This window comes from Paraliobacillus sediminis (assembly GCF_003426055.1).
The window spans coordinates 877903-892440 of sequence record NZ_QJSI01000002.1; the positions used below are offsets into that span (position 1 = coordinate 877903).

Sequence of the window (14538 nt, forward strand, 5' to 3'; positions counted from 1 at the left end):
GCAATCGTTTGCATTAACTTGTATAAACAAACAATACCATATGCTTTTTTATAAAGCAACCACTTTTTTAAAACAAATTAACCGCTTACATTATTTTAATGCAGGTTTTTATTACCATATGCTTTCATCTATTGATATGATTGAATCTACTCATTTATCACAATATCCCATCATTTAATGCTTTATATATATTAAAATAAAGCAAACGTGTGCACGAAACATTCAAACTTAAAGTAATGAGCAAGTTGCGTTATTATAATTCATTTAGATTGAGAGTATTACCTTTTGGGTATACAACACTATACTTATGAATGAAAGAAGGTTTTCCAGATGAAAACAACTACCTATGATTTTATTGGCATTGGTATCGGTCCCTATAATTTAGGCTTAGCAGCATTAATAGATGAACAAACAGAATTAAATGCGGTGTTTTTTGATCAAACCCAAGTATTTCATTGGCACCCTGGTATGCTCATCGATGGCACAGACTTACAAGTTTCGTTTCTTGCTGATCTGGTAACATTCGCTAATCCTAGAAGCCAGTATACATATATAAATTACTTGCACACACAAAATCGACTCTATCCCTTTTACTTTTTTCGAAAACTCGATATACCTAGGAAAGAGTATGATGCATATGGGCGATGGGTAGCTGAGCAATTACCGAATTGTTTTTTTCATTCTGAAGTGGTTGATGTAATCGATCATCACACACATTATGTTGTTAAAGTGAAGCATTGGGATGAGGAGCAAGTGAAGTGCTATCAAGCGAAACATGTTGTGTTAGGTACTGGAAGTAAACCACTTGAACTTGACGGCATGGAAAACTTGCCTTCAGAAGATGTATTTCATACGAATCATTATTTAAACCATAAAACAGAAACCCAAAAAGCAAAATCAATTACGATTATCGGTTCAGGTCAAAGCGCTGCAGAAGTTTTTTATGATTTGCTTCATGAACAAAAATTTCATCACTATCATCTCTCGTGGCTCACTCGCTCTACTGGTTTGTTTCAATTAGACGAATCTAAAATAGGACAGGAAGTATTCACCCCTGACTATGTTGATTATTTTCACGCCCTATCTTATAAAGAAAGATTGAAAGTATTAGAAGAACTTAGTCAGCTCCGTAAGGGTATTGACCAAACTACCTTACATAAAATTTATGAGCTACTCTATCACCAATCGGTCGGAGGAGAAAATCCAAACGTTACAATTCAGCCGTCTACGGAAGTAAAAGGTATCAAACCAAAAGAGAAAAACTATCAATTGCAGTGTCACCAATGGCAAGAGGATAAACAATTTCCACATACAAGTGATAAAATTATACTTGCTACAGGTTACAAACCCGATATACCAGACTGGTTCTTCAAACAATACAAAGATAAAATCATTTGGGAAGATGACTTAAATTACCAAGTAACAAGGGATTATCAACTCGTATTTAATGAAGATGAGCACCCTGCTCGCTTCTTTGTCTTAACAAATTTAGAGCATTCACATGGTACCGGCGCGACTAATTTAGGTTTAGCTGTCGATCGAAATATTAGCATTATTAATACGATAGCAGGCTGGGAAGTTTATCCGCTTATACGTAGAAATACATTTATCCAATTTAAAACCGACCAATAAAAATTGTACTGCTTTGGGAAAAACATGTGAAAGAAGAGATCAAATCACTTTTGATTTGGTCTCTTCTGATTAAACTTGGATATTGTTCAATGTTGTGTCAATTATGCAGACTGTTTTTTTGTACGGTTATATTTCCACATCATATAGCGGTAGCGAATCGTACAACCAATGCAGTAACCCATTAAAGCAATCCCTGCGGCTAATACAACCATAACACTAAAGATATAGCCTAAAACATTTAAATTAAGAGCAAAAAATAATAGCGATAACCCTAAACAAATTGTTGCGATCCATTGATTAAACAGTTGTTGATCCTTATCTTCTTTTTGATAACTGTTTATTGGTTTTTTTAAAAACCTTTTACCTAATAGAATGATTGGATTTTTCTTAGTTGATAACGTATATACACCTATTATAAATGGTATAAATAGAATTGGCTTTGCAAAGAGTAATGCGATTACTACGGTAATAACAATGAAAGATTGGTTTAATTGGACTAATGGTTTTGGAATAGTCATCTCTTCATCCCCTTTAAACTTATTATACACACTTGTTTAATCGGAATAAAGCATTATGATTTAAAAACCACACGTCTTATAATAAGACGTGTGGTTTTGAGTTAATTAGCCTTTTTCATTTGCTTACTACGTAATTGTCCACATGCTGCATCAATATCGGAACCTTGTTCAACACGTACACCACAATTGATTCCAGCATTTAATAGTGTTTCATAAAAGGAGACAATCGCATCCTTTTCACTACGGTCATATTGGTTATCCTCAACAGGGTTATACGGAATCAAATTCACATAGGATAGATGACGTTTATTTTTCAAGAGTTTTGCTAATTGGACAGCTTCTTCTTGATGATCATTTACATCTTTCAGTAAAATATATTCAAACGTAATCCGTCGATTCGTTTTCTCCAAATAATAATCAACTGCATCCATTAACTTAGCAAGTGGGAATGCTTTGTTAATTTTCATAATACGTGTACGCAATTCATCATTAGGAGCGTGTAAGGAAACAGCTAAGTTGACTTGGAAATTCTCATTCGCAAAGTCACGAATCTTATGTGCTAAACCACTTGTAGATAAAGTAATGTGTCTCGCACCAATTGATAGACCCTGTTGGTCATTCACAACACGTAAGAAATCCATTGTGTTAGCGTAATTATCAAACGGTTCGCCAATTCCCATAATAACAATATGGCTAACACGATCACCATTATTTAATTCATCTAAATGATGTTGCACTTTCATAATTTGTTCAACTATCTCCCCACCTGAGAGATCACGGTTTTTCGTTAGTAAACCACTTGCGCAAAATGTACAGCCAATATTACAGCCTACTTGTGTTGTTACACAAACAGATAAACCATAGGAAAAGCGCATTAATACCGTTTCAATTAAATTACCATCTCCCAGTTTAAATAAAAATTTGATTGTTCCATCTTTTGATTCAAGTTTTAAATCTTCTGTCAAAGATTCTATATAAAAATTAGCTTTTAATAAAGCAATACATTCTTCATTTAGATTTGTCATAGCTTCAAACGTTGTTACACGCTTTTTATACAACCAATCCCAAACTTGTGTTGCACGAAACTTTTTTTGACCATGGTCCATTAACCAGTCTGTAAGCTTATCTTGTGTCAATCCATAAATGGAATATTTGTCGCTCATAGTTACCCCTCTTTTAATCCTTATTAATAAAAAACTCCTTTATCTATACTACATACAATCATCCCATCTATCAAGTATTATAGCCAATTTAAGATTAATTTCTTTGTATTTTGAAAATTCCCTTTTAATTTTTTTTGGCAAAACGTTGCTTTTTGGAAAATCACTTGTTATAATGAACTTAGCTATTTTGTTCGACAAAACACTTCAAGTAACTAGCAACGTGAAAGTTTTCGTTTTGATGCATGAGCAAGAATAGTAATACATTGTGTGGACGATCCACACTAGGAGGAAAAGTAATATGGCACAAGGAACAGTAAAATGGTTTAACGCAGACAAAGGTTTTGGATTTATTGAAGTAGAAGGACAAGACGATGTATTCGTTCACTTCTCTGCAATTCAAGGCGAAGGCTTTAAGACACTTGAAGAGGGTCAAACTGTAACATTCGACATCGAAGAAGGCAACCGTGGACCACAAGCTGCTAACGTTGAAAAAAACTAATAACAGCTATTAAATAAAAAACGAACCAGATTAATCTGGTTCGTTTTTTTGTGTCTTACTTTAGTCATCGAGAGCCTCCATCGAAATTACAAGTACTTCACCTGTATATGCATCAATTTCGATATCAATCTCTTGGGTGGCGCTGTGCATTTCGATCTCATATACTGTGTAACCATCATCTTCATCTAGTTCTAAATCGACAATTGTACCTTCCGCTTCACTAGTTGCAATTTCTCGAGCTTCTGTTGTAGAAATAATCACATTCGATGTTTGGTTATTTTCTGTTTCTTCATCATCAGCTTCAGCATCATTACTTCTAGTTTCTGTTTGATCTTCGGATGATGATTGGTTGACTTTATCTCCTTCGTTACCAGTTGTTGCATTTGAAACAGTTTTTTCCTTTAACTCTAATACTTCTCCAGTATCAGCATCCAACTCTAAATCATAATATTTTCCTGTTCCTTTAATTTCAATTTCATACTTCTTACTGATTCCATCATCATCTAACTCAATGGAGACTACTTCTCCAGGATACTGTGTAGTTGCTTTATTTTCAGCTTGTTCCATTGATAGCTTCGCATCCGCACTTGTGACATTAACTTGGTAAACAACTAACCCGATTATCACAATTAAGCCAATACTTAAAATGGATAACCACTGTTTTTTTGTTCCCTTAACTTTTTTCATAATTACTTCCTCCTCTTAACTGAATATCTTAAGTATACAAAATTAAGATTAGAGAATCTTTAAAGAAAGATTAGAATTTGATGAGAAAGTTCTATTTAAATGGCAACGTAAAAATAATAGTTGTCCCTTTATCTTGCTCACTTTCTGCATAAATTTCACCATCATGTGCTTGAATAATCATTTTTGCTATAGATAACCCTAGTCCTGTTCCGCCAGTTTCACTGTTTCGCGCTTTATCCAAGCGGTAAAAGCGATCAAATATTTTAATTAGTGATTCTTGTGGAATTGCTTGGCCTTTATTTTTCACAGAAATAACAATTTTATTTTTCTCCTTTTTAAGGATGACAGCTATCGGTCCATTACTATACTTTTGAGCATTATCAAGCAGTATATATAGTACTTGATTGATTTTTTCTTTATCACAGTATACAAGTACGTTCTGTTCATCCATCGTTAGCTTTATCTCCCGATTAAATGAAACACGAAACGTCTTTATTGTTTCTTTACAAAGAGAAATGATATTAGTTGGTTGTAGCGTAAGCTTAATAGCTTGATCTATTGAGGCTAATGACAGCATTTGATTCGTTAATGCTGTCATTCTTTTTATCTCAAATTGTATTGCTTCTATTGCTTCTTCAACTAATTCAGGTCTCTTTTTCCTTTGTCTTTCTAATAGCTGTGTATAGCTCGAAATTACTGCTAGTGGTGTTTTTAATTCATGTGAAGCATTTGATATAAATTGTTCTTGTTGTTCAAAATTTGCTTGTAGTCGATTAATCATTGCATTATATGCTTCCTCTAATTGATACAATTCATCTTTTGATTTCTTTTGATGCGTTATTTTTTCCCACGTACCATCCTGTTGATTCTTTTTCATTGATTCAATCAAAACGCGAATTGGTTTAACGACCAATTTACTAACCCATAAACCACCTAGCCATGCTGGTAAGATCATCAGTAGTGAAGCCACAAGTAAAACAATCCGTAATGTTTGCATTGTTTGCTCAACATATTCAATCGTTTCAATTACTTCTATCGTTACGACTTCACCCGTTTGCCAAATAAATGGTATAGATATAACTGCGTATGTATAATCATTATCGATTTCAATTATTTTTTTCTCTTCATTAGACTTAAAAGATGTTGCTATGTCTGTTAAATTTGTATCTTTCGTTACTGTTTGGATGACATCACCTTCCTGACTTATCACACGGATCATTCCACTTGCTGGAACGTATGCCTTTAATAATTCGGAAGCCTCTACTTGTTCATTCCCCTCTGCTAGAGCTTCTAAGATAACTGCAGCTTCACTATCAATTCGGTCTAGTTCTGCACTTACAACTGTATGTTGGAATAATAAATAAACTGCTGCATGAATGAATAACATGAAAATTAACAGGAGTACCGTCGCAACGAAGGTTATTTTTTTCTGCAAGGTCATGACTGTGGTTCCTTCAACATATATCCGATTCCACGAACAGTATGAATAAAGGATTGATTAAATGCTTTATCAATTTTTATACGTAAATATCTTATGTAAACATCGACAACATTTGTTTCTCCAATATACGCATAACCCCACACATGGTTTAGCAATTGTTCTCTACTTAGTGCTTGGTTATGATTTGTTGCTAAATAATCAAGCAAGTCAAATTCTCTTTTTGTCAATTCTATAGCGTTTGAGTCATAAAATACCTCTCGAGTAGTACGATCTATTACAAGCTTGTCAATTATAAGTTTATTGTCACGGTTTACTTCTATTTTTTTTCGCAACTGCACCCGCATTCTAGCTAACAATTCTTCAATCTGAAATGGTTTTGTAATGTAATCATTTGCCCCTAGATCAAGACCACTAACTTTATCATGGACCGCATCTCTTGCTGTTAACAATATAACTGGTGTGGTTGGATCCTTTTTTCGTAAGTGTCTTACAACCTCTAGACCGCTTAATTCTGGAAGCATAATATCTAATAAGATCAAATCAAACGTTTCGTTCTGTAATTTATCCAATGCAGCTCTTCCATCATATACAATCGTTGGTTGATAGTTTTCATATTCTAATTCTAATTGCAAAACACGTGCTAGCTTTTTTTCATCTTCTACAACCAAAATCTTAGTCAACGTCATCACCAGCTTTTCTGCTTTTTATTTATTTTAGCATACTTATTCTTTCATTTTTTATGTTGCCAATGCGCTCCCTCATCCATATGAGCAAATGGGATATCCGTATCGACCACTCCCTTGATACGATTAGTAGCTAATGCCTCTCCTTTTATCCACTGACCAAAATCAATTTCTGTTGGAGCTTGATCAGCACCAAGTGCGATCCAACCTATTAAATTGTCTGGAAAATATGCAGTTGTATGTATCGTTCCTGCCCAATTACGATACTCATCTGAGAAAATGCCACGCGCACGACCATTTAATAACTGAAATGCTTGCTTTCCACTTAATCCCGAACCAGCTTCTTTTGCCAATATCGTTTCTCTACGTTTTGAGTCAACCAAGTAATGACGATTTTCCTCTTCCATTGTCTTAAAATGATTGGTACATATTGTTGATTCTCTAACAACTACATTACGAGGTGTTGCTTCTACAACATATGTTTTTCGGGTTTTGTCATAGAGAATATAGCTGAATGAATGACGATGTGGCATTTCTTTTAATAATGCGACTGCTTCTAAGGCGGTCGCACACGTTTCTAAAATAAAGCGTCCAATCATACCACAAATAAATCCTTCACCAGGCTTTTTCCGATGCATGAAATTATAACCCATTACTAAACCTTTTTCATTAATACCATCAGAACGACCAGTGATTCGTTGGCTTGCCCCCATCGTCGCATAACCCTCATCTGACGGCTGAAACAAAACAAAACGCCCATCATAAGTTTTCGGGTGATAGTCATAATTACGTACAAGGTAATGGTCGCCTGTCATAATAGAACAACCAGAACGGTCATAATCAAGACGATAACCGCCAAATTCATGCAAAACTTTTTGCATTGGCCAATCTAAGCCATCAGCTATCCCATCTAGTTCTTGCCAAATAGCAGGTGCAAACGATTTAATCGCATCTTCTGCTTCTTTTTCATCAATCGTAAAACGCGGTTTCCTAGTTTTCCACTGTTTTAAACGATTTTTAATATATAAAGAATCTTTTAATTCTTTCGCTTGTTCTAGACCAAATTCATAATGAGAACCTCGAAATTCAATTAAATCGCTATAAATTTGTTTCAAATAGTATCCCATCTTTCTCCAGTTTAATTATCTAAGGAAGCAATTACTTCGTTTATTATATCCAAAAAAGCATCTAACCAAAAAGTTAGACACTCCCATATAAACACTATTTGGACATGCTGATAAAACGTTTATATGTATTGAGTTATGTTAGTGGGAGCCATTTAAGAACGCGTTGAATATGATAATCCCAATAATTCCACTCATGCGAACCACTATCAAAAGTTGAAACGACGTCTAAATCCGTTTGATCGCAAACTTCTTTAAATAGTACATTTTCTTTATATAGAAAATCCTCCGTGCCACAAGCATGATAAATTTTAGGTTTCTCACCACCTGAGGCATCAACCTTTTTGATTAAATCTAAAACATCATGCATCGTTCCCTTTAAATCTTGGTCTCCATAAGCGTTATAAAATGTTGCATCCAGCTGATTAGGCTCTTGTTGATTGACTACTGTATGACTAGCAATATCTAACACACCAGATAGTGTTGCGACAGCAGCAAATTGATCTGGTTTATTTAAAGCCCATTTCATTGCTCCATAACCACCCATGGACAAACCAGCAATAAAATTATCTTCCCGTTTATCAGATAGCGAGAAAAAGGAGCGTGCTATCCGAGGCAATTCTTCAGATATAAATGTCCAATATTTTTTTCCATACTTCATGTCCGTATAAAAACTATGATCAACATTTGGCATCACTACCGCTATTCCTAATTCCACTACATATCGTTCAATAGAAGTACGACGTGTCCAAATTGTATGATCATCACTGAAACCATGTAATAAATAGAGTGTTGAATGCTTTTGTTCCTGTCTTTTATTGTTCTGCATGCCTATTTGATTAGCCGTTTGCTCTGGTAGAATTACTGTCATTGATGTATTTAACATAAGTGTTTCCGAGAAAAAATCGCATGTGATACGCGCCATTGACATCAGTCCTTTGCCTCAAATTTTAAGCTAATTCTAGTATAGAACATTTTGGTAGAGTTGGCACATAATCACCATGTTTATTTCCCAACAACTTCACTAGTCATTTTATTCTTACTATTTAATAATAACCGCAAGGCTTTTTTGCTTTTACGAGAGGTTAACATATATAGAAAATCACCTGCAGCAATCGTTGTGTCACCTGTTGGTGTAACCAATTGCTCCTCTCTAATAATTGCATTAACCAGTGTATCTGTTGGAAACGGAATATCATTTAATGTTTTACCAACAATAGCAGCGTCTTCTTCTATTTCATATTCAATCATTTCAGCATTGGCTTTTCCTAACGATATTAACTCTAGTGTATGAATCGGCGTTGTTTTCTTTGGTCCAAATAGTCCTAACTTTTGAGCCAACGGAGCGATTGTCGTACCTTGAATGAGACAACTCGTTAATACGATAAAAAATACAACATTGAAAATTTGCTGGCTACCTTCAACACCTGCAAGTAACGGAAAAGTTGCTAAAACAATTGGTACTGCACCTTTTAAACCTGCCCAGGATAAGAAGATCAGTTCTTTTCTTGTGAAATGCATATAAATGGTTGAGATTGCTACTGCGATAGGACGTGCAACAAGCATTAAGATAATCGATATCGTTATACCTTGGAGTATAATCTCCCATTCGAATAATTCAGACGGAAAGACAAGTAAGCCTAAAATTACAAACATTACAATCTGCATCATCCATGCGAATCCTTCAGAAAAACGGAATACGGAAAAGCGATACGCAATTTCAGCGTTGCCCATAACAATCGCTAACACATATACAGCGAGTAAGCCGCTTCCATTTACAGCAGATGTTATACCATATGCTAATAGCGCAAAAGAAATTGCAAAGATCGGATATAAGCCACTTGAATCAAGGTTAATTTTATTTATCGCAATAACTGCTACTTTTCCAAATAAAATGCCAAGTAATAGACCAAGTCCAATTTGCAAAAAGAATGTCATAATCAACCAGAATATATTTGTATTCGGATTCGTAATTAGTTCAATTATCGCAACAGTTAAGAAAACAGCCATTGGATCATTGGAACCCGATTCTGCTTCAAGCGTTGTGCCGATTCTTTTCTTTATCGGCTGTTCTTTTAAAACCGCAAAAACCGCTGCTGCATCAGTTGATCCGACGATTGCACCAAATAACATAGCAAGAAGCCAATCAATATCTAATATGTACTTTGCTGCCACAGCGATAATTGCTGAAGTAAGCAATACACCAAAAGTTGCTAGTGATAATGCTGGTTTCATTACTGGCTTTAAGTCACTCCAATTTGTTTGTAAACCACCCTCAAATAAGATAATAATTAAGGCGAATATACCAATTACTTGCGCAGTTTGCGCGTCATCAAAGTAGATGATTCCTAATATATCACTACCTATTATCATCCCAATCATAATAAATAAAACTAAAGCTGGCACCCCAAATCGGGAAGATAATTTAGTTGTAAATACACCTAGGATAAATAAGGTTGCAAATAACAAAATAAGCGAGTCTGTTTGAAAAATCCCATTAACCATGCGTGTTTTCTCCTCTCTATAAATTAATATTCAGTTTTATTATAGCGCTATTTACTGTTGAAATTCCGATATAATGCCTTGTTTCAGTTGTTGTTTGATGTTGTAGACGTTTTTGAATTAGGGAGATTGCAATGCCATTAATATAAGCATGATAACCAAACGTTTTTCGAAGTGTGTGCATACCAATTGGTTCATCTATTCCAGCTTCTTTTGCGGCAAAATGGATGATACGGTATGCTTGTTGACGTGTTATTGGAGCTGACGACTTACGTGATTTGAACAGAAAATCATCTCGATTAAGGTCTGATTCTTCTATTACTTGATTGATTATCGTTCGGAGTGATTCGGTGCAATAAATAGGTGGATCAAAATAACTTGATGTTTGTAAGTAAGAATAAAATTCGCCATATTGATTTCGCAACTGATCGACACGAATATGAATCAAATCATGGATTCGCATACCTGTATTAATACCTAGTAAAAACAGGCAATAGTCACGAGTTGAACGTTTATGTAGTATTCGTTTCATTTCTTCTAACTGATCTATTTGTTTTATAGGTTCTACAGTCCTCATGTTATCACACCCCCTTATGTTACATAATATGATTATAACTTATATTTATGTAACATTAAAATCATACGCATTGATCAAATAAAAAAGTATGGAGAAATGCACTCCATACTTTAAATATAGGTATTTTTATCCTTTTGGTTCTTCTTCAAGTTCATTCTCCAACTCATCTTGTCCTTTATCAGGTTCAGGTTCTGGTTCTGGTTCTGGTTCCTGTTCCTGTTCTTGATCATTATCTTGTTCTTTTTTGTCTACAGTTTCTTTTTCCACTTTTTCCACAACTTCTTTTTCTTCTTCGTTTTTAGCGACTTTTTTCTTTTCATTTTCATCTTCATCATCTATCGTGCTAGTAGTTTCTTTAGGTATCACTGAACTTTTCGATTTTTTTACAGAACTACTGCTATTACCACTACTATAATTACTCTGATCTTGTGATGAAACTGTTGATTCCGCTGCAATTTCTGTAGAATCATCATCGATCGTATCATCTAATTCTAATTCTTCAGATTCCTCTTCCTCTATCTCTTCAATCTCGATTGTATCTTTAAGAACAATTCCTCTATTTATATCTTGTACCAATTTTATTGTCTTTTCACTTTCACTTAATTGCTTGTCTTCTTCAGCGTCATTTTTAGCTTCTTGCTGCCCTGGCTGACCACTTAATACTAATGGCACCATTAAACCAATCATTAAAATTAATAATAGTCCAATAAAAATAATCCGAAACTTATTCATAACCAACCCCCTAAACTGTCTCCGCTCATCACAACTATAATTACTTTAGCATATTTTGTCGCTTGAAAGGGAGCTAACGGTGAAATTTGTCAAAAAATTTATTTTTAGTTACAGCTTTATGTTCATTCTATAAAACAAGTCAATTGTTTAACACTGCCAACTCACTAAGACTATGAATAACAATGACATCCGGATGTGATGTTTTATCTTTTCGATTTATCCATATTCCTTTCATCCCTGCATGCTTGCTACCAATAGCATCCGTTTTCAATCTGTCGCCTATGTAATAACTTTCATGAATCGGTACATCTGCTTTATCACACGCTTTTAAAAAAATAGTAGCATTAGGTTTAGCTACTCCAATTTCACTTGAGGTAACAACACAGTCAAAGTATTTGCTTATATTTATACTTTCTAATTTTTCAATTTGCTGTTTATAATCACCATTGCTTATTACTCCAAGTCGGTTTCCCTGCTTCTTTAAAATTTCTAAACAAGGTATGACATCATCAAACGCTCTCCAATTCGATTTATAAAACTTTAAATACGTATTGAATTTATTATCCGCTTGATCGTTGTTTAAGTGACTGCCAAACAACGCTTTCATTCTCATTCTACGTTGTTCCTGAAAGGACAGTTCTTTTGATAAAAATTTTGTGTAGTATTTATCAGATAGCTCGTACCATCTTTTCACAAATTCAGTTGTGCTAAGTTTTAATTCTTCCTTATTCTCTTTTAAGAACTCAATTGAACCTTTTTCCTCTGCTCTTTCATGGTCCAGTAAGGTGGCATCAATATCAAAAAATAACATCTTTCCATCTCCCAAATTTAAGCAATCAAAAAGTATGCTATAGAAATCGATCACATTTTTAATTCATTTTAACATAAAATAACAACTACTTTTTTTATCCAAATTAGAACAGAAAATAATATTATACGTATTATTCCAAAAATCCAAATCATATAGACTTCCCTACTTTTTAGAAAGACTAAAAAGTGATCTAGCTTTTCTACTAGATCACTTTTCTTTTGCCTATTCTATTGATTGACTACCCCAAATTGTTACACCTTCATCCGACATTGCGGAAAATGCCATCTCTTGCTCAGATGAATTTGAATCCCATTGCGATAGGAACACGCCTTTGTAACTCGTGCCATCGATATCAATTGTTATCTGATTTCCTTCTAATTCCCATTCACCTGTAATAGCTCCACTAATCTTACCATTTGATTCTAACTCTATGGGTTCTGCTAATTTAGCAAACTCCGATATATCTTTTCCATGATTAATAAATTCATAACTGCCCGTTACTTGATCGTCGCTATATGACTCTATTTCTTCGCCACCGTAGCGGTGAGGGGCAATAACCGGCCAACCGTCTTCATTAAAGAACATTTGGTGTACGCGTAGTTCATGTTCTTCGCCGCGATTTGGAAAACGCGTATGGAAGTAAAGAAAGTACGCATCTGTTTCTTCTTCATAATAAGTAGAGTTATGGCCAGGTGATACATAACCATCTCCATCAGAAAATGTAAAATTCCCCATTATCTTAGCGCCATATGGTGCAACTGCTTCATCATCAAAAAAACTACCATCTGCTCCTTTTGCTTCAATCATATCTTTTCCTTCTGCATCCAAAAATGGACCATCTGGATTTTCAGATCGAGCTACACGCATATTATATCCACCAATCGCATCTAAACCACCATACGATAAAAATAAGTAGTAATAACCGGTATAAGCATTATATTGCATAAATGGTGCTTCGATTCTACTATGATTTCCACCTAATAATTTTTTACCGTAACCTTGATCAGGTAAAGGTTCTCCAGTAGTTGTATCCAATTCCATAATAAAGATCCCGCCTGAATACGAACCATAAACCATCCATAGCTTTCCATCCTTATCATAAAAAACATCTGGATCAACAACATTTGGATCTTGTGTTCCGTCATAATTATCGCCGTCTTCACTTGGCTCATCAGTCATACCAGATTTTAGAATAACGCCTTGATCCTCATATGGCCCCTCTATATCATCAGATGTGGCAATACCCATTGCCGATAAGGGTGAATCACCTCTACAAGCATTGTAGTACATATAATATTTACCATCTTCTAATTGAATGACATCTGCGGCCCAAAATGTGTCCGTTTCTGCCCAAGTCAATGCTTCTTCCATTTCCTCAGCAGCGTTAGGAATTAGTACATTATCTTCATGAACACCATTAGAAACTTGCTCCCAGTCTATTAAATCATCTGATTTAGCAGACATTAAGTGTGATCCAAATACATAGAAAGTTTCATCATCTTTAACAACTGATGGGTCATGTACCGTCACATTTTGAAAATCTGGTTCCTCCAGATCTTTTACTTCATTCGTATTGGAATCGCTTTCATTACAACCCGTTAATAAAAGACTACCTGCTATAGCTATTCCTATTATTTCTACTTTCCATTTCTTTCGTTTCACAAATTTTCCTCCCCATAGTTGCACATCTAAATTCTTTTTTAATCATACCTTATTTAGTAATAGATTTCTAGAAATAGATACGTACTATTTGTTAAAAAGGAGGTGATATTAGGACACATATCCTTATAAGATAAAAAGCGCTAGTAGTTAAACTAGCGCTTTTTATACTAAATACCTAAAGCGGCCAATACCGCAACCAATAAAATAATTGGTGTGAAAATAAAGAACCAAAAGAACAATAATACCAAAGCAGCTATAATAGCCATTCTATTCCCTCCTATCTATCATTTATATAACTTGTGGAGGCCTCACAATGTTAATCTATGTTCGATAGAGAAAAATGAATGGACAATTATACATCAATTACTACTTTTTTTTAAAATGGTTGTTTTACTAGGGTTATTTTCCTATATTTTAAAAGTGATTATAGGTATTCACTCTATTTAACCTTTTTACGTGACAATAACACGGTCGAATTATTTCTGTTTGCGTATCTATACACTATAA

Annotated in this window: 14 protein-coding genes; 2 read left to right on the top strand and 12 right to left on the bottom strand. The window is 34.6% G+C overall.

The window, feature by feature from the left end; translation table 11 throughout:
• Positions 1–330 precede the first annotated feature (330 nt).
• The gene (locus tag D2K60_RS10495) at positions 331–1632 is read left to right on the top strand and encodes a lysine N(6)-hydroxylase/L-ornithine N(5)-oxygenase family protein (RefSeq protein WP_117169952.1); all 1302 of its coding nucleotides are present in this window, start codon (positions 331–333) and stop codon (positions 1630–1632) included.
• A gap of 101 nt (positions 1633–1733) precedes the next feature.
• Here the strand turns inward: D2K60_RS10495 and D2K60_RS10500 are convergent, their stop codons facing one another.
• Together D2K60_RS10500 and rlmN are read right to left on the bottom strand one after the other, a co-directional pair.
• On the bottom strand, positions 1734–2150 hold the full coding sequence (locus tag D2K60_RS10500) for a DUF4395 domain-containing protein (RefSeq protein WP_117169953.1): 417 nt from the start codon (positions 2148–2150) through the stop codon (positions 1734–1736).
• Positions 2151–2251: 101 nt separating this feature from the next.
• Positions 2252–3313, bottom strand: a complete 1062-nt coding sequence (gene rlmN / locus D2K60_RS10505) for a dual-specificity RNA methyltransferase RlmN (RefSeq protein ID WP_117169954.1) — start codon at positions 3311–3313, stop codon at positions 2252–2254.
• Positions 3314–3611: 298 nt separating this feature from the next.
• On the opposite strand from rlmN, the gene D2K60_RS10510 reads away from it, so the two are divergent.
• Complete coding sequence (locus D2K60_RS10510) at positions 3612–3812, top strand: cold-shock protein (protein ID WP_112180617.1); 201 nt, start codon at positions 3612–3614, stop codon at positions 3810–3812.
• Between the two features lie 60 nt (positions 3813–3872).
• On the opposite strand, the gene D2K60_RS10515 is transcribed toward D2K60_RS10510, so the two are convergent.
• The 10 genes from D2K60_RS10515 to D2K60_RS10560 form a co-directional block, all read right to left on the bottom strand.
• A complete protein-coding gene (locus tag D2K60_RS10515) occupies positions 3873–4499 on the bottom strand; it encodes a PepSY domain-containing protein (RefSeq protein WP_117169955.1) in 627 nt (208 codons plus the stop codon).
• Positions 4500–4590: 91 nt separating this feature from the next.
• On the bottom strand, positions 4591–5940 hold the full coding sequence (locus D2K60_RS10520; RefSeq protein ID WP_117169956.1) for a sensor histidine kinase: 1350 nt from the start codon (positions 5938–5940) through the stop codon (positions 4591–4593).
• Positions 5937–6626, bottom strand: a complete 690-nt coding sequence (locus tag D2K60_RS10525; RefSeq protein WP_117169957.1) for a response regulator transcription factor — start codon at positions 6624–6626, stop codon at positions 5937–5939. The genes D2K60_RS10520 and D2K60_RS10525 overlap by 4 nt, the downstream gene beginning before the upstream one ends.
• A 44-nt stretch (positions 6627–6670) precedes the next feature.
• On the bottom strand, positions 6671–7738 hold the full coding sequence (locus D2K60_RS10530) for a C45 family autoproteolytic acyltransferase/hydrolase (protein ID WP_117170384.1): 1068 nt from the start codon (positions 7736–7738) through the stop codon (positions 6671–6673).
• Between the two features lie 145 nt (positions 7739–7883).
• Positions 7884–8672 (bottom strand): alpha/beta hydrolase, encoded by a 789-nt coding sequence (locus tag D2K60_RS10535; protein WP_117170385.1) that lies wholly within the window; start codon positions 8670–8672, stop codon positions 7884–7886.
• Between the two features lie 80 nt (positions 8673–8752).
• Positions 8753–10252 carry a potassium/proton antiporter gene (locus D2K60_RS10540; RefSeq protein ID WP_117169958.1) on the bottom strand — a complete coding sequence of 500 codons (1500 nt, stop codon included), beginning with the start codon at positions 10250–10252 and terminating at the stop codon, positions 8753–8755.
• A 16-nt stretch (positions 10253–10268) separates the two neighbouring features.
• Positions 10269–10826 (bottom strand): tyrosine-type recombinase/integrase, encoded by a 558-nt coding sequence (locus tag D2K60_RS10545; RefSeq protein WP_117169959.1) that lies wholly within the window; start codon positions 10824–10826, stop codon positions 10269–10271.
• Positions 10827–10952: 126 nt separating this feature from the next.
• Complete coding sequence (locus D2K60_RS10550) at positions 10953–11558, bottom strand: hypothetical protein (RefSeq protein ID WP_117169960.1); 606 nt, start codon at positions 11556–11558, stop codon at positions 10953–10955.
• Positions 11559–11697: 139 nt separating this feature from the next.
• The gene (locus D2K60_RS10555) at positions 11698–12369 is read right to left on the bottom strand and encodes an HAD family hydrolase (RefSeq protein ID WP_117169961.1); all 672 of its coding nucleotides are present in this window, start codon (positions 12367–12369) and stop codon (positions 11698–11700) included.
• A 222-nt stretch (positions 12370–12591) separates the two neighbouring features.
• A complete protein-coding gene (locus tag D2K60_RS10560; RefSeq protein WP_420818816.1) occupies positions 12592–14031 on the bottom strand; it encodes an arabinan endo-1,5-alpha-L-arabinosidase AbnB in 1440 nt (479 codons plus the stop codon).
• Positions 14032–14538 lie beyond the last annotated feature (507 nt).

Bases quoted from the DNA above. Each gene is read 5' to 3' on its own strand.
- D2K60_RS10495 (WP_117169952.1), top strand. From the start codon at position 331: ATGAAAACAACTACCTATGATTTTATTGGCATTGGTATCGGTCCCTAT.
- D2K60_RS10500 (WP_117169953.1), bottom strand. From the start codon at position 2,150: ATGACTATTCCAAAACCATTAGTCCAATTAAACCAATCTTTCATTGTT.
- rlmN (WP_117169954.1), bottom strand. From the start codon at position 3,313: ATGAGCGACAAATATTCCATTTATGGATTGACACAAGATAAGCTTACA.
- D2K60_RS10510 (WP_112180617.1), top strand. From the start codon at position 3,612: ATGGCACAAGGAACAGTAAAATGGTTTAACGCAGACAAAGGTTTTGGA.
- D2K60_RS10515 (WP_117169955.1), bottom strand. From the start codon at position 4,499: ATGAAAAAAGTTAAGGGAACAAAAAAACAGTGGTTATCCATTTTAAGT.
- D2K60_RS10520 (WP_117169956.1), bottom strand. From the start codon at position 5,940: ATGACCTTGCAGAAAAAAATAACCTTCGTTGCGACGGTACTCCTGTTA.
- D2K60_RS10525 (WP_117169957.1), bottom strand. From the start codon at position 6,626: ATGACGTTGACTAAGATTTTGGTTGTAGAAGATGAAAAAAAGCTAGCA.
- D2K60_RS10535 (WP_117170385.1), bottom strand. From the start codon at position 8,672: ATGGCGCGTATCACATGCGATTTTTTCTCGGAAACACTTATGTTAAAT.
- D2K60_RS10540 (WP_117169958.1), bottom strand. From the start codon at position 10,252: ATGGTTAATGGGATTTTTCAAACAGACTCGCTTATTTTGTTATTTGCA.
- D2K60_RS10545 (WP_117169959.1), bottom strand. From the start codon at position 10,826: ATGAGGACTGTAGAACCTATAAAACAAATAGATCAGTTAGAAGAAATG.
- D2K60_RS10550 (WP_117169960.1), bottom strand. From the start codon at position 11,558: ATGAATAAGTTTCGGATTATTTTTATTGGACTATTATTAATTTTAATG.
- D2K60_RS10555 (WP_117169961.1), bottom strand. From the start codon at position 12,369: ATGTTATTTTTTGATATTGATGCCACCTTACTGGACCATGAAAGAGCA.